We start from the raw sequence: 17,627 nt of genomic DNA, 5'->3' as shown, positions 1-17,627 counted from the left end.
CTACATGAAACTTTCCTCTAGTTCAAAAGCTTCATAAGGTTCAACTAACTCATATCCTAAAAATTCTGCTACTTTTTTTGAAGCCTCGTTATGAGCATCCCAAAGTGGAAACATATCTCTATTTAAACTCTCTAGAATCATTGCAGCACCAAGCTTTTTAGCAAATCCATTTCCTTGTTCGTTTGGTCTAGTTGCAACTTCCACTTCAACTGCTCCACGGTAAACTAACCCTGAGGAAATCCCAGCAATCAGTTCATTATTTTTAAGAATCACAAAGCCAAATCCACCTTTTAAAACAAAATCCTGATAGGACTCAAAATCCCCCTGTAAATCTTGTGACCATTCTTCCTCAGAAAAGCAGTTATAAATATGATTATCAATAGGCACAATATTGCAACCTTCCTCTAAATGAGTAACTAGATTATTTAAAAATTCAACTTGAAAATTTGCCTTATCTTTAAAAGAATAGCGAGTAAAAGAATTTAGCTCCACTTTCCGATGCAGAAAATCTTGCCAATTGGTATTTTCTGAAATAATAATCTTATAATCTAAACCATATTTCCTAACAAAATCTTCCCAAAATCTGGAATCCAACTCCCCTGCTAGGTATAGAAAATTCCCAACATCATAAAAGCTTGTTGTCCTATCACTGTTTCGGTAGACAGTTCCGATTTGAGATTTAAGACCATAGAGAATCATATTTTTCTTCCAAAACTTAGAAGTAAACCTTTCCAAAGTCCTCTTCCCTTAGTGAAAGAGCATAGTTGCCAGATCCAGGATCATAGGCGAAATGAAGAAGGGCTGTTGCCTTAAATCCTTCAGGTATAGCCTCATCGTCAAACCAGGTAAGAGACTTCCTCATCTCATCAAGTGAATCAAAGGAATTGAAAGGAAAGAGATGACGATCATCGTGTACACCCCTTACTTGGGGTTGACCACCGTTGTGCTTGAGATAAAAGTCCAACATAGTTTTTGGCAATTTCTTCCCAAGAATCTCCTCAAATTGTAAAAAATCTTCTTTTGAAATCGGTGAATCTGCATCTAGCACTCTAAACATGATTTCTCCCTACCAGTTTTACAACTCTTCCTCTAAACTCTTATCAATAAAGTCATAGACATTTGCAGCAATTTTTTGCATTTCTAAGGATCCTAAAGCACCTAAGTCATTTTCATAAATGCAATCATCTGCATTTTTCTTGATAAAGTAGGCCAAATCTCCTTCCTGTCCAATCATAAAGTAATCTGGTTCTACTTCCTCAATCTGATAAGTTTCATTACGCTCTTTTAGATCCTCTTTGGCATACAAACAGATACCAGTATCTCCAATTTCATAGGGGTCAATCTCTTCCCACTCTGTTAAAAACTGATAGTAAAGATTGGGCAAGACAAATCCAAACTCATCTCTTTTCATGGCGCACCTCCACATATTTACAAAATAGCAACTCTGCTACTTCAAGCTCCAGCCACCATCAATCATCAGGATTTGTCCCTGCATGGCGCTTGCTTTTCCACTTGCTAAGAAAAGGCTAATCTCTGCTATTTCCTCTGGCTTAATCCAACGCTTGATTGGTGTTTCACTCGACACCCAGTCAGCCAAGCCACCTGGTTCAAAGTCGGCAGCGGTCATAGCTGTCTTGACTGCTCCTGGAGCGATACCAAAGACCTGAATCCCAGCTTCTGCATAGTCTAGAGCCAACTGCTTGGTAAATCCAGCCAAGGCGTGCTTCGAAGAAGTATAGGCGTGACCACCTCCACCTGCTAGACTCGAAGCAATGGAGCACATATTGATAATGATTCCTTTTTTATTCTCCAGCATTTGTGTCAAATAATGACGAGTCAACTCTACTGGAGTAACGTAGTTGATTTCAAAAATCTCTTGAATTTCCTGCGCTGTCTGTTCCAAAAGTGGTTTGTAATCGTCCAAAATTCCCGCAGTATTGCACAAAACATCCACCCGAGGACACCAGTCAAAAATAGGCTCTAAGTTCAAGGTCAAATCTCTCTGTAAAAAGTGGAAATCACCCTCTAAGAGTGGATTTTCACCTTGGTCAACTCCATAAACTTGATAGTCCTTCTCTAAAAAAAGTCGAGCCTGAGCCAATCCGATACCTGAACTCACTCCTGTAATGAGTACACGTCTAGTCATGCACTTCTACCCAATCCGTCGCCAAAACATCACAAGGTGTCGGACTCCACATGGAAAAACCTTCTCCTTCGCCAGAAACGTTGATTAGGAAATAAGGTGTCACTTCAAGTGCAACCCCATTTTGCTCGATAGTGTCAAAAAGTTGGACATAGTTTTCAGCACCTCCCCAACCAGTTCGTACATATTTTTTCTTAGCCTTTAATCCAGGCAGAATTTCTTCAAATGTCATGTTTTCTCCTTTAATATCAATAATTCTCCCCTTCATTATAACAAAAAAACCGCTTTAAAACGGCTTTTTGACTGTGATTTATTTACATCTGCTTCTACTTACGGCAAATTATTCCCTGCTGCAAGATAAATTTCATACCATTCTTTTCTTGTTAAGCTAAAGTTTGCCGCTTGGCTAACTTCTCTCAAGTGCTTAGGATTTGTTGTACCTACGACTGCCTGCATTTTTGCTGGATAACGCAATATCCAAGAAATGGTAATAGTTGAAGGAGTTACTCCATATTTAAAAGCTAAACGGTCAAGTACTTGATTCAAAGCTTGAAATTTCTCATTTCCAACAAAGTTCCCTTTAAAATACCCGAATTGTAAGACAGACCATGCTTGAATGACCACATCGTGTAATTTGCAATATTCAAAAATGCTGCCATCTCGCATAGCTGCTTGACTATCTTCCATATTAACATGAAAACCTGATTCGAATCCTGGAGTAAAAGCCGCACTCAATTGTAGCTGATTAACAGCTAACGGCTGCTTGACATCTTTTTTAAGTAACTCCATCATCATAGGATTTTGATTAGAAACTCCAAAATTTCGAACCTTACCTTGTTTATAAAGGAGATCAAAGGCTTCTGCTACTTGGTCAGATTCCATCAAAGCATCTGGTCGATGAAGGAGCAAGCTATCTAGATGATCAATCTTCAATCTTTGCAAAATTCCGTCAACTGATTTTATAATATAGTCCTTAGAAAAATCAAAATAGGTAAATTCTTCAATGCGAATGCCACATTTTGACTGAATCCACATCTCTTCTCTTAAATCTGGACGTTTTTTTAGGACAAGACCTAACAGTTCTTCACAACGACCACGACCATATATATCAGCCAAGTCGAAAGCATTGATTCCAACAGACAGTGCTGTTTCTACAAGCTCTTCAACTTCTTTTACAGACTTATCTTCTATTCTCATCATTCCGAGAACAATTTCTGATAATTCTTTGTCATCTTGACCAATAGTTATGTATCTCATCAAATTTGTCTCCTTTAATTTCTAACATTCTTCCCTTCATTATAACAAAAAACCGCTTTGCAACGGCTTTTTGACTATATTTCACTCCATTTTATCTTCTTAAACCCACGGAACAAGAGAAAAATACCAATAAAAAGAACAGCTAAAGGAATGAATTTTGTAAGGAAAACATTTGAAATTCCCATCCACTCATAGTAACGAAGCAGAGAACCTACCACAAGATGGGCAACAATCATACTGACAAAGGGACGAAAGACCGCTTCTTTCCAATTCCAAATACTGATGACTAGAGAAAGCGTAAAAACAAGGAAACTATCCCAGGGAGCAGGAAGATAAAAGGCTCCTTCTTGTATGAAACTTCCCATTCCTACATATCCTAGAACGACTAGCAGAACAAGAATTCCAACGACAATATAAGTGCCAATTTTCATCTTAGGAGAATCTTGGACTAGCCCCCAACGTAAGATTGTGGCCACAAGTCCAAATCCAATCAGAAAAAGAAGAAGTTGCCCTAAAAATGTGAGCAAATTGACTGTTAAGAGAGAACCTTTAGAAAAATCACCCAGTAGATGATAGTAACGTAATATCGCTAGGACAAAAATTGGCGTCAAAAGGGACTCCTTGATAGAACTGCGTGGTGCTTCCTTGAGCATCTCTTTCATTATTTTTTTAGGATTCTTACCTAAATAATCCTCTGCACTCATGCCATCTCGTTCTGCTTCTGAGAAATCTAACATCATCAAATAAATCTGCTCTCTGAGATAGTCCTCATCATAGAGAAATCCAGCAAGATTAAAACTATCCCACAGTTCCTCAAAATACTGCTGATTCTCCTCAGAAAACTTATGCAGCAAAGCGTTTGTTTCTTCATAATACTTCATTTTCTTCATGGTTTACCCTCCATTCTTAATTCCTTCTACTTTTTGACTCAAATCGTCCCATTGTTGCCAAAAGACTGAGACACGCTCTTCTCCTTCTTTAGTTAACGAAAAATACTTCCGATCTGGACCATCTGGCGACGGACGCATGTCGCCTCTTATCCATTGATTTTTTTCTAACTTTTGCAACAAAGGATAAATAGTTCCTGGAACGATAGTGTCAAATCCAGCCTCTCGCAAAGTCTGAACCAACTCATAACCATACCGCTCTTTTTGACCAATCATATCCAAGACACAACCTTCAAGAACACCTTTTAATAGTTGAGTTTCTTTCATCACTTCTCCCTTCTATCTATTTTGTAATACATACTAGTAACTTCACCTATAATATACCATTTTCACACTAGTTTGTAAAGCATAATAGTTAAAGAAAAAAACAGAACTAGCATGAACTAGTCCTGTCTATTTTTATCCAATCACACTTCCATTTGGTACAGCTGAATCAACTGTAAGAAGGGTTAATTGTCCATCATGTTCAGCTGATAGGATCATCCCTTGGCTGACATATTTCTTCATCATCTTACGAGGTTTGAGGTTAGCAACGATTTGAACTTTCTTGCCGACCAATTCTTGTTCGTTTGGATAGTATTTGGCAATTCCTGAAAGGATTTGACGATCTTCACCATCACCAGCATCCAAGCGGAATTGAAGCAACTTATCTGAACCTTCTACTTTAGACACTTCTTTGACTTCTGCGACACGGATTTCGACCTTGTCAAAGTCTTCAAACTTGATTTCTTCCTTGTTTAGTTTGAGTTCGACTTCGTCTGGATTCCACTCTTTTTCGACAGCTGGCTTGTTGCCTTCCATTTGTTCCTTGATATAGGCGATTTCTTCTTCCATATCCAGACGTGGGAAGATTGGTGTTCCTTTGGCAACTACAGTTACACCTGCAGGGAAGTCAGCCAAGCTCAAGTTCTCAAGGCTAGCAACTTCTGCTAAACCAAGTTGAGTCAAAACTGCACGACTGGTTTCCATCATAAACGGTTCAATCAAGTGAGCTACAACACGAAGGCTGGCTGCCAAGTGACTCATAACACTTGCTAATTGGTCACGAAGAGCTTCATCCTTGGCCAAGACCCATGGAGCTGTCTCGTCGATGTATTTATTCGTACGTGAAATAAGAGTCCAGACTGCTTCAAGTGCACGTGGGTAGTCAACTGCTTCCATGTGTGTATGGTAGTCTGCGATTGATTGTTCTGCAACCTCAGCAAGAGCATGATCAAACTCTGTCACGCCCTCTACATAGGCTGGAATTTGTCCATCAAAGTACTTGTTAATCATAGAAACAGTACGGTTGAGGAGGTTTCCAAGGTCATTAGCCAATTCATAATTGATACGGCCAACATAGTCTTCCGGAGTAAAGGTTCCGTCTGAACCAACTGGAAGGCTACGCATGAGGTAGTAACGAAGTGGATCTAGTCCAAAACGCTCTATCAACATTTCAGGATAGACAACATTCCCTTTAGATTTAGACATCTTTCCGTCTTTCATGACAAACCAACCATGACCAATCAAACGTTCTGGCAATTTGATATCCAACATCATAAGAAGGATTGGCCAGTAGATTGAGTGAAAACGAAGGATGTCTTTTCCAACCATGTGGAAGACTGTTCCGTTCCAGAACTTGTCAAAGTTAGCGTATTCGTCTTGATCGTAGCCAAGAGCTGTCACATAGTTGAGCAGAGCATCAAACCAAACGTAGACAACGTGTTTAGGATTTGATGGTACTGGAACACCCCAGGTAAAGGTTGTACGAGAAACTGCCAAATCCTCTAAACCTGGCTCGATGAAGTTGCGAAGCATTTCATTCAGACGACCATCTGGAGTGATAAATTCAGGATGAGCTTTGAAAAATTCTACTAGACGGTCTTGGTACTTGCTAAGACGAAGGAAATAAGACTCTTCAGATACCCATTCCACTTCGTGACCTGATGGAGCGATACCACCAGTCACATTTCCGGCTTCATCACGGAAAACTTCCGCAAGCTGGCTTTCTGTAAAGAATTCCTCATCTGATACTGAGTACCAACCAGAGTATTCACCCAAATAGATATCATCTTGAGCAAGCAAGCGCTCAAAGACTTGAGCCACTACTTTTTCATGGTAGTCATCCGTTGTACGGATAAACTTATCGTATGAGATATCGAGTAATTGCCAGAGTTCTTTAACTCCAATTGCCATTCCATCAACATAGGCTTGTGGTGTAATCCCAGCTTCTTCTGCTTTTTGTTGAATCTTTTGACCATGCTCATCAAGACCTGTCAAATAAAAGACATCGTAGCCCATCAGGCGTTTATAACGTGCTAAGACATCACATGCGATAGTTGTGTAGGCAGATCCGATATGAAGTTTTCCAGATGGATAGTAAATCGGCGTTGTAATATAAAAATTCTTTTCAGACATAATTTTTCCTTTCCAGGCAAATGAAACCTGTTTTTCTAACACTTCATTATATCACATTTTTAATAATTTTCGATAGGGAAATCCATACAAAAACAAGATAGACAAGTGTCCATCTTGTTGATCTTATTCATAACGGAGAGCTTCGATTGGATCAAGTTTCGATGCCTTGTTGGCTGGCAAGACTCCAAAAACGATACCCACACTAGCCGAAACCGCAAGACTAAATAGGGCAACTGGGATTGATACTCCAACTTCTATACCCGCAATCAAGCCTTGCAATAGCAAACCTGCTAAGGCAGTTAAACCACTTGCAATTGTCAAGCCAATTAATCCACCTAACAAAGTCAAAATCATGGATTCAATCAAAAACTGGATTAAAATATTAGCACGTGTTGCACCCAAAGCCTTACGGAGACCAATCTCACGGGTACGCTCTGTAACAGAAACCAGCATGATATTCATAACACCAGTCCCTCCAACAAAGAGGGAAATACCTGCAATGGCACTAATAATCGTCGTCATAAAACTAAACGATTGTTGAACTTCTGCAAATGCAGCTGACTCATCTGATACTTGATATTCTCCCTGTTGCAAGCCAGCAAGCTCTGTCATTTTTCGTGCTAATTCTGGACCCAGAGTTTGAGTCAAGCTTGTGTCATTCACTCGAAAGACAATATTAGCTATTTCATCTACATTAAAATTCGCAGCAAGGGAAGTATTTGTAGTAATGGGCAAGCCACCAAAGCCATATATTTTTGAACGTTTAGCCTCTGGACTAGTATAAACCCCAATGACTCGATAACTAAAACCATTGACTTCTACAACCTTGTTAATAGCCTCTTGAGGAGAGCCAAATAAACTAATGGACAATTCTTCATCAAGCAAAATAACACTTGCAAACTCTTTGAAATCTTGCTCTCTCAGACTACGACCTGCAATGATTTCATTCTTAACAGCGTCCATATAGGTTCTATTCCCGCCTGTCAAATTGGCATTTTCAACCTTTTTATCTTTATAAGTCAAGATGGCGTTAGTTGAGTTGGTTACATAGTAATTATCCACTCCCTTGAGTTTGGCTGCCTCTTTAACCCAGGATTCTTGCGGTTTTGGCGGTTCAACATGAACTTCCTCTTCTTTTCCAGAAACCGTAAAAGCTGATTGTTTCTGAGTAAAAGACCCATCTTTACTTTTTTTAGAAGAGAAAAAGACACTAATATTCTTCTGAGATTTGGTCATATCTTTGTTGAGTTGACGAGATAGGGAATCACCTAGAGCCATAATCACAACAACTGATGAAACACCGATAATAATCCCAATCATGGTAAGCAAAGAACGCATCTTGTGAGCCATGATAGATGAAAAGGCAAATTTCAGATTCTGCATCTTAGTTTTCCTCCTTTTCTAACTGAACACTATCAGATGAAATAACTCCATCTCGAATGACAATCTGGCGTTTAGCATAAGCAGCTATTTCAGGCTCATGCGTTACCATGATAATGGTTTTTCCTTCTTTATTTAGTTCAACTAATAATTGCATGATTTGGTTACCTGTTTTGGTATCCAAGGCTCCTGTCGGTTCGTCTGCTAGGATAATAGAAGGATTGTTTACCAAGGCACGCGCAATAGCCACACGTTGCTTTTGACCACCAGATAATTCCGAAGGCAAATGATGACTACGTTCTGTCAATTCAACCTTATCTAGATATTCCTCAGCTAACTTGCGACGTTTTGAAGCCGAAACTCCCGCGTAAATCAAGGGCAATTCTACGTTTTGCAGAGCATTGAGTTTAGATAGAAGAAAGAACTGCTGAAAGACAAAACCGATTTGTTGGTTGCGAACCTTGGCTAGTTGTTTTTCACCAAGTCCAGCCACTTCTTGACCTTCAAGATAATACTCTCCACTACTTGGTGTATCCAACATACCAATCGTATTCATAAGAGTAGACTTACCCGAACCAGATGGTCCCATGATGGCAACAAATTCACCCTCGTTCACTTCTAGGTTGATATTTTTGAGAACCTGCAGTTCTTGGTCACCATTACGGTAACTCCTGCAGATATTTTTTAGACTAATTAGTTGCTTCATCAGCCTTCACCTCTTTTCCTTCCTCTAGAGAAGACGTTGGGTTACTGATGACCTTGACTCCATTTGTCAGACCTGAAGTGATTTCTTGGTTGTCTGCATCAGCATTGCCCAAACCAACTTCCACTTTCTTGGCCTTTTTCTGCTCGTCAAGCACCCAGACATAGTTCTTATCATTTTCAGTCACAACACTTGTTAGAGGAACCAAAATGGCTTTACTCTTATTCTTAACCTCAACACTTACTGAGAATCCTTGTTTCAAGTCACCGATTTCACTTGTAACATCGATGGTATATGGATATTTAGAACCAGAATTACCACCTGCTGCGGCAGTAGCTGCACTTGCTGCTTCACCACTAGTTTTAGGATAGTCAGAGATATAGCTAATCTTACCTGTCCAGCTCTTATCTTGGTAAACTTTAGAAGTAAAGGTTACTTCTTGTCCTACAGAGAGGTTGGCAAGGTTATATTCAGATAGTTCACCCTTAACTTGCAAGTTTTCATTACTTACGACATGAACGACTACTTGACTAGCTCCTGTTGGAGATTTAGAAACATTGTGGTTGACTTCAACCACAGTTCCCTCCAGGGTACTGAGAACCGTCATGGCATCCAACTGACTTTGAGCCTTACTTAATTGCGCTTCTGCATCTGCACGAGCATCACGGGCATCACCTAGTTGTGCATCAATAGATGAAACTGCATTTCCTGAGACTGGAGCTGGAGTTTGCCCTGCAGCTCCTTCGCCTCCTGCTGGTGCTGGTAACTGTGGAGCCGGAGCTGAAGCGGCTTCATTTCGTGCTTGATTGAGTTCATTGATATGACGATCTGCCTTAGCTACTGCTCGGCTAGCTGAATCATAGGCCGCCTGGGCTTCTGAACTACTGTACTTGACTAAAGCCTGTCCTTCGCTGACCTTATCACCCACAGAAACAAGGATTTCATCTAAATCTCCCTTACTAGCATCAAAATAAACATATTGTTCATTTTTTGCTGTTACTGTCCCTGACAATAAAACAGAGGACGCCACGCTTCCTTCCTTGGCAACAACAAGATGAGTAGGCTCATCTTTTACAGCGGTCTGAGATGGTTGTCTAAAGAGCAAAATCCCCCCAGCACCTAATACAACTACACTTGCAGCACCGATTGCTGCATACAATTGCCACTTTTTAGCTTTACGATTCTTCTTCATAATGAAACTCCTTTTTGATTTAAAGTCCTTAACAATATTATATAAAAATTAGCAAATATAAACAATAACCGTTCAGAACGAAATAATGACATTTCAGGATTTGATTATTGTTCGGAATCTATTTTTATTACCATTGTACTAGTTATAGAATACACTTTATTTTTCCTTTTTGCAAGCCTTTTCTTTAATTTTTTTGAACGTAGCAGATTTTTGCAATCAGATAAAAAAAAAGATAGAATATGACTATCAAAAAATGACACTCTACTATTTCAAAGAGTATAAAGGAGTTTTCAATGAGAGAATACGATATCATTGCTATCGGTGGAGGTAGCGGAGGAATTGCTACCATGAACCGTGCTGGTGAACACGGAGCCAAAGCGGCCGTTATTGAGGAAAAGAAATTAGGTGGAACCTGTGTCAACGTCGGTTGTGTTCCTAAAAAAATCATGTGGTACGGGGCGCAAATCGCTGAGACTTTCCATCAATTTGGAGAAGACTACGGCTTTAAGACTACTGATCTTAACTTTGACTTTGCTACCCTACGTCGCAATCGTGAAGCCTATATTGATCGTGCTCGTTCTTCTTATGATGGCAGTTTTAAACGCAACGGAGTAGACTTGATTGAAGGCCATGCTGAATTTGTAGATTCTCATACTGTCAGCGTAAATGGTGAACTGATTCGTGCTAAACATATCGTGATTGCTACTGGTGCCCATCCAAGTATTCCAAATATTCCTGGTGCTGAGCTAGGTGGCTCTTCTGATGATGTATTTGCTTGGGAAGGATTACCAGAGTCAGTTGCTATTCTAGGCGCGGGTTATATCGCCGTTGAATTGGCTGGAGTACTCCACACCTTTGGTGTCAAGACAGACCTCTTTGTTCGTCGTGATCGTCCTTTACGTAGTTTTGATTCTTACATCGTTGAAGGTCTGGTAAAGGAAATGGAAAGAACAAACTTGCCACTTCATACTCACAAAGTCCCTGCCAAGTTAGAAAAAACTGCTGATGGCATTACCATTCATTTCGAGGATGGTACTAGTCACACAGCTAGTCAAGTTATCTGGGCTACTGGTCGCCGTCCAAACGTTAAGGGCTTGCAACTTGAAAAAGCTGGAGTAACTCTGAACGAACGTGGCTTTATCCAAGTGGATGAATACCAAAATACTGTTGTTGAGGGAATCTACGCTTTAGGTGATGTAACAGGCGAAAAAGAACTAACTCCAGTTGCTATCAAGGCTGGACGTACTTTGTCTGAACGTCTCTTTAACGGCAAAACAACTGCAAAAATGGATTACTCAACTATTCCAACTGTTGTCTTTTCACACCCTGCTATCGGAACGGTTGGTTTGACAGAAGAGCAAGCTATTAAAGAATACGGTCAAGACCAAATCAAGGTTTACAAATCAAGCTTTACGTCTATGTACTCTGCTTGCACTGACAACCGTCAAGAAACACGTTTCAAATTGATCACAGCAGGTTCAGAAGAAAAAGTTGTCGGACTTCATGGAATTGGCTATGGTGTTGATGAAATGATTCAAGGATTTGCCGTTGCTATCAAAATGGGAGCAACCAAGGCAGACTTTGATGCAACTGTGGCGATTCACCCAACTGCATCTGAAGAATTTGTAACTATGCGTTAATCGAAATAAAAGAAGCTGATACAAATGTATCTGCTTCTTTTTTGATGTTTTCGAATCGATGAAAACAACTTAACCAATAAGCAAAATCGGCCGTTACAGTTTTTGTTACCTTGTTTTAAAAAATTGGTTGACAATAATTACTCTACGAGTATAATAGTTACTATACATCAGAAAAGAGGTTAACTATTTTGAAAAAAGCTCATATTTATGCTATCCCTGCTATTGGAGCTGCTCTCATTGCTGTTTTGGCACAAATCAGTCTTCCAATTGGACCTGTTCCCTTCACTCTGCAAAACTTTGCAATCGGCTTGATTGCTACTGTCTTTAGACCGAGAGAGGCTGTACTTTCTGTTGGACTCTATCTTCTTCTAGGTGCTATCGGTCTTCCTGTCTTTGCAGGAGGTGGAGCTGGTTTTCAGGCTTTAGTTGGCCCTACTGCAGGCTATCTTTGGTTTTATCTCGTTTACTCTGGACTGACTTCCTCTCTAACCAACAGCAAGAGTGGTGTTATCAAGATTTTTCTTGCAAACCTCTTGGGTGATTCCCTTGTCTTTGTCGGCGGGATTCTCAGCTTGCATTTCCTAGCTGGAATGCCATTTGAAAAAGCTCTTATTGTAGGGGTATTTCCCTTTATCATTCCAGACCTTGCTAAACTTCTGGCTATTAGTTTTATTAGCCGTCCGCTACTTCAACGCCTTAAAAATCAGGCTTACTTTGCTAACTAAAAAAGGATATCGAGTTGTCATGACTCAGTATCCTTTTCTTTCATTTTGAAAACTTAGTTGCCTTTAAAGGCATCCACCATTGTTTGAAATTCTTCATTTGAGAGAGTAATTCCCTTGCCCATTTTAGTATGGTCTGGACTCCAAGCACGAATATCAAACTTTGCAGGAGCACCATTAAAGCTCACACGGTTGATTTCCTTGGTCCAACCTTTTTCGTTTTCAGAAAGAGTCAACAAGTGCTCTTCGATTTCAAATGTAAATTCTGCCATTTTCTTCTCCTTTTTTAGCTTTCATTTGATTATTCGTAAAATCTTGTAGATTTTAGGAAAATTTTATATAATATTGATATAAAAGAAGGGAGGCCACTATGAGACATAAATTCCAGCAAGTTCTAGATAAAATACATGACTTTTTAAATGGACATGACCAACCTGACCAGACTGAAAGCAACTCCCTTACAGCCACTATTGAAGAGGCTATCCAGAAACAAACCGCTGTTCACCTTATCTTGTCTGAGACAAGCTTTACAGGTGACATCATCAAATACGATCAGCAACGCCAGCAAATTATCGTGAAAAATTTTGCCAAAAATGTGACCCGTATTATCCGCATAAGCGATATTCAACGCCTGCGATTTGTCCCTTCAACCGTCCAAACAGCCCAAAAAAATAGATTTAAGAAAGAGTGAGATGTAGTTGCTTCATCCCACTCTTTTTTCTTAGCGAATTTGTTCAAAATGTAAATGAACTGCGATATGATCTCCATAACCACTTCTTTCCAAGTCACGTTGTAGACGATAGGAAATGTAGTGTTCTGCAATGGTAATGTAACCTGCACCCAGTAAACGATGTTCAACCATAGACTGAATCATGCTGATGGTAGCACGTTCCACCTTGGCTTCTTCCAAATCCAAAACCACTTTCTTAGTGACTTGTGCAAGGTTTTGACGCAAATCATCTGTCAATACATAGACAGTCTGGGCTGCCTTTAAGATAGCTTGGTAAATCTTATCTGGATTAAATTCAGCAATTTCTCCATCACGTTTGATTACTTGCATAGGTTTCTCCTTTATTCTTTGTTTTCTTTGATTTCTGCCAGCATTTTTTCTTCTTCTGCTGTCAGTTGATAATGTTCAAGCAAATCCGGTCTGCGTTCATAGGTTTTCTTCAAACTCTCATACAATCGCCACTGACGAATCTTTTCATGGTGACCACTCATCAATACATCTGGTACAACCATACCTCGATAATCATAGGGACGTGTGTACTGAGGATATTCAAGAAGGCCAGAAGAAAAACTATCATCTTGGTGGCTGGACTCCTTGCCAATCACTTCTGGAATCAGGCGAACCGTCGCATCAATCATGGTCATGGCCGCCAATTCTCCACCAGTTAAGACATAGTCACCCAGGGAAATCTCATCTGTCACCAAGGTCTTAATACGCTCATCATAACCCTCATAGTGCCCACAGATAAAGATTAACTCTTCCTCTTGAGCCAAATCCTCAGCATAAGCCTGATTAAACTGCTTTCCAGCAGGATCGAGGAGAATGACGCGCGGATTTTTCTTTTCAATAGCATCAAAGGCATCGAAAATGGGTTGGGCTCGGAGCAACATCCCCTGACCTCCTCCGTAGGGCTCATCGTCGACATGGCGGGCCTTTTCAGCATATTCTCGAAAATTATGATACTGGATATCCAAGAGCCCTTTTTCTCGAGCCTTTCCAACAATTGAGTGCTCCAGTGGAGAAAACATCTCTGGAAAGAGGGTTAAAATATCAATCTTCATCGTCTAACCCTTCTAAGATTTCCACATCGACGCGGTTATTAGGAATATCAACATTGAGAACCACTGGTGGGATATAAGGTAATAATAAATCACGCTTTCCTTTCCGCTTGACCACCCAGACATCGTTGGCACCTGGTTGCAGGATTTCCTTGATGGTTCCAATCAGGTTCTCTCCCTCATAGACTTCCAAACCGATAATCTCATGATAATAAAATTCACCATCGTCTAGGTCATTCAAATCTTCCTCAGCGACCTTGAGACTGTACCCCTTGTACTTTTCGATAGCGTTGATATGGTACATATCTTTGAATTTAATAATGTCAAAGTTCTTCTGTTTACGGTGGCTAGCGATGGTCACTGTTTGAACAAACTGATCTTTTTCATCAAACAAAGCCAGCTCAGCCCCTTTTTTAAACCGTTCTTCTGCAAAATCCGTCACAGACAAGACTCGCATCTCACCCTGCAACCCCTGCGTATTGACGATTTTCCCAACATTAAAGTAGTTCATCTTGTCTCCTGTACTCTATTTCTATCCATCTTATTCGGACAATTCTCGAATAATAGTCACAATTTTTTCTGATTCTGACCATTGTAAATAATGGTGATTCCCTCCTAAAATGAGTTTAGTATTGGAAGTCCAATATTCTGATTCTCTGTACTCTTTTTCTCTATAAGGCTGACAAAAAATAAATACAGGGACATGAGATTGTATTGATAAATTCTCAAAATCTTCCTCAGTAATCTCTCCAGATATCTGAAATTCTGGATCTTGATTTTCCAACTCTAAGCCTTTTTCTTGCATTATTTCCCAGATTTCTTTATTAATTTCAGGGCTAAATGTTGCTTGAGTTAAGTTCTTAAAATAAAATTCAGGACCACACTCCTCAATCAGCCTCATCTGCTCTTCCATTTCTGGATAAGGATTTTCTGAAAAATCAGCAAACATGACGTTTTTAGTTGTCGGTTCAATTGCTACTAAAGCCTGACACTTAATTGGTTTGTTGAGCAATTTACAAGCTAAAATTCCACTCAAACTATGTACACAAAGTATATATTCAGAAATCCCTAATTCTTCAAGTACTTCATAAACCGCATCTGCAAGATTATCTAGATTTTTTCCAGCTTGGTCATGAATCGGACTCCTACCTGTGTTCGGAAAATCAATTGTCAAATAACCAATTGTAGGAGGAAGTTTTTCAAGTATAAGTGAAAAATTTTCATAACTTGGTAGCAAACCTGCGCCACTTAAACAAACTAGTATTTTCTTTTGCTTTTGATAAGTAACAGAGAGACTACCAATTTCTGTAGATACTTCAAACCTCTTCATAAAGAAATCCACTCGTTCTATATAATGAATTATTAAAAATCCTTATCCTTTATTTTATCACGTTCCAAAGATTTTCTCAAGTTAGAGGAAAATACATAGAGGGCCCGCTATAGTCCAAAAAGTGCTAATATTTTCCTCTTTAATGTTAATTTATATTTGAAAGATGAGATATTTACATTCCCGTTATACATATTGCTATAAAATGTATATTCCCCAATTTCACCCTGACTTGTTTTCCATTTCATTCTTAAACTAGGCATATTCTCTGGTAAATTTGTATGAATCAATAAGCATGTATAATTCTTTAAATTTTTAACTGTATGCAGTTTATTATTTACAATCAAACAATCGTTTCTTGAATCATAGTTTAAAGAATAAAATTCTACTATTTCAATATCAACTTCTTTGGGATAAAAAATCAAATGATTAAAAGGTTTGCTACTTATATTATGTGTAAATTCATGAATATAGTGAAAATTTGTATGTAAAGATTCAAACTCGAATGGTTTAATTTCCTTGATTTCAATATTATTGATATAAACCTTATTTTGGAACGTTATCTTTATAATCACAGCAATAAATGTTGCAATTTGTAAAATTCGTAATAGCCAATCAATATACATTGACCAATCTATGTTAAAAACACAATCAATATTCATTCTTTTTTCAGTTTTCTTTCAAAAAGCCTTCCAAATCTCGTTCATGCTGATATTTGATAGCCGCCTTTTTGTCTTTTTCAAAAATGGTCTTGGTTAGATCTATGTCGTTGATGGCCGCAATTGCGACAGTGTAGTGAATGATATCAGCCAATTCTTTTGCTAGTTCCTCGTTCGAATCTTGAACTCCCTCTTTTCGACCAGAGCGTCCATTTAAAACCTCAGCAACTTCTCCAACTTCTTCTACTAGCTTAATAAAAAGCCCTTCTTCTGTTCTAGATTGTCGGTAATGGTCAAGTAAATATTCCTCTAGTTGTCTAACTGTTAAATCTCTCATTCTTTCTCCTTGCAAAAAAAGCGAGACATCCGTCCCGCCCTTCTTATTTTTCGTCAATAACGATTCTTACTTTTTTATCTTCAGTTGGGACAGAGTAGACAATCGTTCTTATCGCAGAAATAGTGCGACCCTTACGACCAATTACACGACCCACATCGCTTTGATCAAGATCCAAATGATATTCCAAAAACTCTGGTGTATCTTCAATCTTGATAGTTAAGGCATCTGGTTGTGAAATCAAGGGTTTCACAATCGCAATAATGAGATTTTCAATCGTATCCATCTGTCAACCTACTTTAAACTTATTTTGAGAATTTAGAATCGTGGAATTTCTTCAATACACCTTCTTTTGAAAGGATGTTGCGAACTGTATCTGAAGGTTGAGCTCCATCAGCCAACCATGCAAGAACGCGGTCTTCTTTCAAAGTTACTTGGTTTTCAGCAACAAGTGGGTTGTATGTTCCAACTGTTTCGATGAAACGTCCGTCACGTGGTGAACGTGAATCTGCTACGTTGATACGGTAGAAAGGTTTTTTCTTAGAACCCATACGAGTCAAACGGATTTTAACTGCCATTTTTAAAGTCTCTTTTCTTATTTTTTATTTCGGTGAAATAGCTGAGCTATTTAGCACATGTTCTATTATAGCAGATTTCTGACAGGTGTCAAGAAAAAAACTTGACATACTATAAAATTTTTAAACCATTTAGAAATTTGTTAGAAGTAGGAAATAAATGTTTGAAAGAAGCTATCCGTGAATACTATTTTATACTCAATGAAAATCAAAGAGCAAACTAGGAAGCTAGCCGCAGGCTGTACTTGAGTACGGCAAGGTAAAGCTGACGTAGTTTGAATTTGATTTTCGAAGAGTATTAGAAACATTTTATAAAGACCATCAAGTCAAGCCCTTCATATCGCCTGAACGAGATTTGGATACTTGGCTCCTAAATCCCAAGCCTGCTCCCAAGCGAAATATCAAGGATTTTAAGAATGATATCTACTAATTAATTTATAAAATATGAATTAATAGATTATAAATAGGGGAATAGTTTAGTTCTGTAAAAATTAACTTCTACACCTATAACGCTTATTCTGACAGACTTTATAACAGTCTAAGAAAAAAGTAGAGATTCATAG

At 38.9% G+C, this 17,627-nt stretch carries 23 protein-coding genes and 1 pseudogene; 3 read left to right on the top strand and 21 right to left on the bottom strand.

The genetic code is table 11. The features are described from left to right. The 12 genes and pseudogenes from N8M16_RS07545 to N8M16_RS07490 all read right to left on the bottom strand — a co-directional run bounded on the left by N8M16_RS07545 (position 1) and on the right by N8M16_RS07490 (position 10,022). On the bottom strand, positions 1-735 hold the full coding sequence (locus N8M16_RS07545) for a GNAT family N-acetyltransferase (protein ID WP_261069917.1): 735 nt from the start codon (positions 733-735) through the stop codon (positions 1-3). Then, positions 719-1,057: pseudogene (locus N8M16_RS07540) on the bottom strand (SMI1/KNR4 family protein); the annotation flags it as partial. The pseudogene N8M16_RS07540 and the gene N8M16_RS07545, both read right to left, overlap by 17 nt. An 18-nt stretch (positions 1,058-1,075) precedes the next feature. Continuing rightward, on the bottom strand, positions 1,076-1,411 hold the full coding sequence (locus tag N8M16_RS07535) for a hypothetical protein (RefSeq protein WP_261011871.1): 336 nt from the start codon (positions 1,409-1,411) through the stop codon (positions 1,076-1,078). A 36-nt stretch (positions 1,412-1,447) separates the two neighbouring features. Continuing rightward, positions 1,448-2,146 (bottom strand): 3-oxoacyl-ACP reductase, encoded by a 699-nt coding sequence (locus N8M16_RS07530; RefSeq protein ID WP_261011870.1) that lies wholly within the window; start codon positions 2,144-2,146, stop codon positions 1,448-1,450. Continuing rightward, the gene (locus tag N8M16_RS07525) at positions 2,139-2,375 is read right to left on the bottom strand and encodes a DUF2829 domain-containing protein (protein WP_000141913.1); all 237 of its coding nucleotides are present in this window, start codon (positions 2,373-2,375) and stop codon (positions 2,139-2,141) included. Before N8M16_RS07525 ends, N8M16_RS07530 begins: the two co-directional genes overlap by 8 nt. Positions 2,376-2,473: 98 nt before the next feature. Next, positions 2,474-3,400, bottom strand: coding sequence for an aldo/keto reductase (locus N8M16_RS07520; protein WP_261069916.1), 927 nt, complete (start codon positions 3,398-3,400; stop codon positions 2,474-2,476). A 74-nt stretch (positions 3,401-3,474) separates the two neighbouring features. Continuing rightward, complete coding sequence (locus N8M16_RS07515; protein WP_261069915.1) at positions 3,475-4,290, bottom strand: hypothetical protein; 816 nt, start codon at positions 4,288-4,290, stop codon at positions 3,475-3,477. A gap of 3 nt (positions 4,291-4,293) precedes the next feature. Further along, entirely contained in the window at positions 4,294-4,614 is a 321-nt protein-coding gene (locus N8M16_RS07510) for a PadR family transcriptional regulator (protein ID WP_000665422.1), read from the bottom strand. A 132-nt stretch (positions 4,615-4,746) separates the two neighbouring features. Further along, positions 4,747-6,744 (bottom strand): methionine--tRNA ligase, encoded by a 1,998-nt coding sequence (metG, locus tag N8M16_RS07505; RefSeq protein ID WP_261069914.1) that lies wholly within the window; start codon positions 6,742-6,744, stop codon positions 4,747-4,749. A 123-nt stretch (positions 6,745-6,867) separates the two neighbouring features. Then, entirely contained in the window at positions 6,868-8,127 is a 1,260-nt protein-coding gene (locus N8M16_RS07500) for an ABC transporter permease (RefSeq protein ID WP_261069913.1), read from the bottom strand. A gap of 1 nt (position 8,128) precedes the next feature. Beyond that, positions 8,129-8,830: an ABC transporter ATP-binding protein gene (locus N8M16_RS07495; protein ID WP_261069912.1), complete on the bottom strand. Its 702-nt coding sequence runs from the start codon at positions 8,828-8,830 to the stop codon at positions 8,129-8,131. Continuing rightward, the gene (locus N8M16_RS07490) at positions 8,814-10,022 is read right to left on the bottom strand and encodes an efflux RND transporter periplasmic adaptor subunit (RefSeq protein WP_261069929.1); all 1,209 of its coding nucleotides are present in this window, start codon (positions 10,020-10,022) and stop codon (positions 8,814-8,816) included. The genes N8M16_RS07495 and N8M16_RS07490 overlap by 17 nt, the downstream gene beginning before the upstream one ends. Positions 10,023-10,312: 290 nt before the next feature. Between N8M16_RS07490 and gor the strand changes: the two genes are divergently transcribed. Together gor and N8M16_RS07480 are read left to right on the top strand one after the other, a co-directional pair. Further along, positions 10,313-11,659, top strand: coding sequence for a glutathione-disulfide reductase (gor, locus tag N8M16_RS07485; RefSeq protein ID WP_261069911.1), 1,347 nt, complete (start codon positions 10,313-10,315; stop codon positions 11,657-11,659). 188 nt (positions 11,660-11,847) lie between these two features. After that, complete coding sequence (locus tag N8M16_RS07480; RefSeq protein ID WP_261069910.1) at positions 11,848-12,384, top strand: biotin transporter BioY; 537 nt, start codon at positions 11,848-11,850, stop codon at positions 12,382-12,384. A gap of 53 nt (positions 12,385-12,437) precedes the next feature. On the opposite strand, the gene N8M16_RS07475 is transcribed toward N8M16_RS07480, so the two are convergent. Beyond that, positions 12,438-12,653 carry a YdbC family protein gene (locus N8M16_RS07475; protein WP_000807422.1) on the bottom strand — a complete coding sequence of 72 codons (216 nt, stop codon included), beginning with the start codon at positions 12,651-12,653 and terminating at the stop codon, positions 12,438-12,440. Between the two features lie 98 nt (positions 12,654-12,751). On the opposite strand from N8M16_RS07475, the gene N8M16_RS07470 reads away from it, so the two are divergent. Continuing rightward, positions 12,752-13,072, top strand: a complete 321-nt coding sequence (locus N8M16_RS07470; RefSeq protein WP_001216096.1) for a hypothetical protein — start codon at positions 12,752-12,754, stop codon at positions 13,070-13,072. A gap of 30 nt (positions 13,073-13,102) precedes the next feature. On the opposite strand, the gene N8M16_RS07465 is transcribed toward N8M16_RS07470, so the two are convergent. The 8 genes from N8M16_RS07465 to rpsP form a co-directional block, all read right to left on the bottom strand. Then, positions 13,103-13,441 carry an ATP cone domain-containing protein gene (locus N8M16_RS07465; RefSeq protein ID WP_001196040.1) on the bottom strand — a complete coding sequence of 113 codons (339 nt, stop codon included), beginning with the start codon at positions 13,439-13,441 and terminating at the stop codon, positions 13,103-13,105. Between the two features lie 11 nt (positions 13,442-13,452). After that, positions 13,453-14,172 carry a tRNA (guanosine(37)-N1)-methyltransferase TrmD gene (gene trmD / locus N8M16_RS07460; RefSeq protein WP_084926480.1) on the bottom strand — a complete coding sequence of 240 codons (720 nt, stop codon included), beginning with the start codon at positions 14,170-14,172 and terminating at the stop codon, positions 13,453-13,455. Then, positions 14,162-14,680: a ribosome maturation factor RimM gene (gene rimM, locus N8M16_RS07455; RefSeq protein ID WP_084926481.1), complete on the bottom strand. Its 519-nt coding sequence runs from the start codon at positions 14,678-14,680 to the stop codon at positions 14,162-14,164. Before rimM ends, trmD begins: the two co-directional genes overlap by 11 nt. A 30-nt stretch (positions 14,681-14,710) precedes the next feature. Further along, on the bottom strand, positions 14,711-15,499 hold the full coding sequence (locus N8M16_RS07450; RefSeq protein ID WP_261011204.1) for an alpha/beta fold hydrolase: 789 nt from the start codon (positions 15,497-15,499) through the stop codon (positions 14,711-14,713). Positions 15,500-15,606: 107 nt separating this feature from the next. After that, positions 15,607-16,158: a hypothetical protein gene (locus tag N8M16_RS07445; protein ID WP_023943056.1), complete on the bottom strand. Its 552-nt coding sequence runs from the start codon at positions 16,156-16,158 to the stop codon at positions 15,607-15,609. Positions 16,159-16,165: 7 nt separating this feature from the next. Then, positions 16,166-16,492: a MazG nucleotide pyrophosphohydrolase domain-containing protein gene (locus N8M16_RS07440; RefSeq protein WP_033688581.1), complete on the bottom strand. Its 327-nt coding sequence runs from the start codon at positions 16,490-16,492 to the stop codon at positions 16,166-16,168. 43 nt (positions 16,493-16,535) lie between these two features. Beyond that, positions 16,536-16,775, bottom strand: coding sequence for an RNA-binding protein KphA (gene kphA / locus N8M16_RS07435; RefSeq protein ID WP_000379617.1), 240 nt, complete (start codon positions 16,773-16,775; stop codon positions 16,536-16,538). 19 nt (positions 16,776-16,794) lie between these two features. Continuing rightward, a complete protein-coding gene (gene rpsP / locus N8M16_RS07430) occupies positions 16,795-17,067 on the bottom strand; it encodes a 30S ribosomal protein S16 (RefSeq protein WP_000268760.1) in 273 nt (90 codons plus the stop codon). Positions 17,068-17,627: the final 560 nt, after the last annotated feature.

Origin of the sequence: Streptococcus mitis, assembly GCF_946188375.1 — a bacterium.
GTDB classification, from domain to species: domain Bacteria; phylum Bacillota; class Bacilli; order Lactobacillales; family Streptococcaceae; genus Streptococcus; species Streptococcus mitis_CX.
This window is presented reverse-complemented; position numbering and strand designations above follow the sequence as displayed.

Coding starts and splice junctions, on each gene's coding strand:
- N8M16_RS07535 (WP_261011871.1), bottom strand. CDS start 1,411: ATGAAAAGAGATGAGTTTGGATTTGTCTTGCCCAATCTTTACTATCAG.
- N8M16_RS07530 (WP_261011870.1), bottom strand. CDS start 2,146: ATGACTAGACGTGTACTCATTACAGGAGTGAGTTCAGGTATCGGATTG.
- N8M16_RS07525 (WP_000141913.1), bottom strand. CDS start 2,375: ATGACATTTGAAGAAATTCTGCCTGGATTAAAGGCTAAGAAAAAATAT.
- N8M16_RS07520 (WP_261069916.1), bottom strand. CDS start 3,400: ATGAGATACATAACTATTGGTCAAGATGACAAAGAATTATCAGAAATT.
- N8M16_RS07515 (WP_261069915.1), bottom strand. CDS start 4,290: ATGAAGAAAATGAAGTATTATGAAGAAACAAACGCTTTGCTGCATAAG.
- N8M16_RS07510 (WP_000665422.1), bottom strand. CDS start 4,614: ATGAAAGAAACTCAACTATTAAAAGGTGTTCTTGAAGGTTGTGTCTTG.
- metG (WP_261069914.1), bottom strand. CDS start 6,744: ATGTCTGAAAAGAATTTTTATATTACAACGCCGATTTACTATCCATCT.
- N8M16_RS07500 (WP_261069913.1), bottom strand. CDS start 8,127: ATGCAGAATCTGAAATTTGCCTTTTCATCTATCATGGCTCACAAGATG.
- N8M16_RS07495 (WP_261069912.1), bottom strand. CDS start 8,830: ATGAAGCAACTAATTAGTCTAAAAAATATCTGCAGGAGTTACCGTAAT.
- gor (WP_261069911.1), top strand. CDS start 10,313: ATGAGAGAATACGATATCATTGCTATCGGTGGAGGTAGCGGAGGAATT.
- N8M16_RS07475 (WP_000807422.1), bottom strand. CDS start 12,653: ATGGCAGAATTTACATTTGAAATCGAAGAGCACTTGTTGACTCTTTCT.
- N8M16_RS07470 (WP_001216096.1), top strand. CDS start 12,752: ATGAGACATAAATTCCAGCAAGTTCTAGATAAAATACATGACTTTTTA.
- N8M16_RS07465 (WP_001196040.1), bottom strand. CDS start 13,441: ATGCAAGTAATCAAACGTGATGGAGAAATTGCTGAATTTAATCCAGAT.
- trmD (WP_084926480.1), bottom strand. CDS start 14,172: ATGAAGATTGATATTTTAACCCTCTTTCCAGAGATGTTTTCTCCACTG.
- rimM (WP_084926481.1), bottom strand. CDS start 14,680: ATGAACTACTTTAATGTTGGGAAAATCGTCAATACGCAGGGGTTGCAG.
- N8M16_RS07450 (WP_261011204.1), bottom strand. CDS start 15,499: ATGAAGAGGTTTGAAGTATCTACAGAAATTGGTAGTCTCTCTGTTACT.
- N8M16_RS07445 (WP_023943056.1), bottom strand. CDS start 16,158: ATGAATATTGATTGTGTTTTTAACATAGATTGGTCAATGTATATTGAT.
- N8M16_RS07440 (WP_033688581.1), bottom strand. CDS start 16,492: ATGAGAGATTTAACAGTTAGACAACTAGAGGAATATTTACTTGACCAT.
- kphA (WP_000379617.1), bottom strand. CDS start 16,775: ATGGATACGATTGAAAATCTCATTATTGCGATTGTGAAACCCTTGATT.
- rpsP (WP_000268760.1), bottom strand. CDS start 17,067: ATGGCAGTTAAAATCCGTTTGACTCGTATGGGTTCTAAGAAAAAACCT.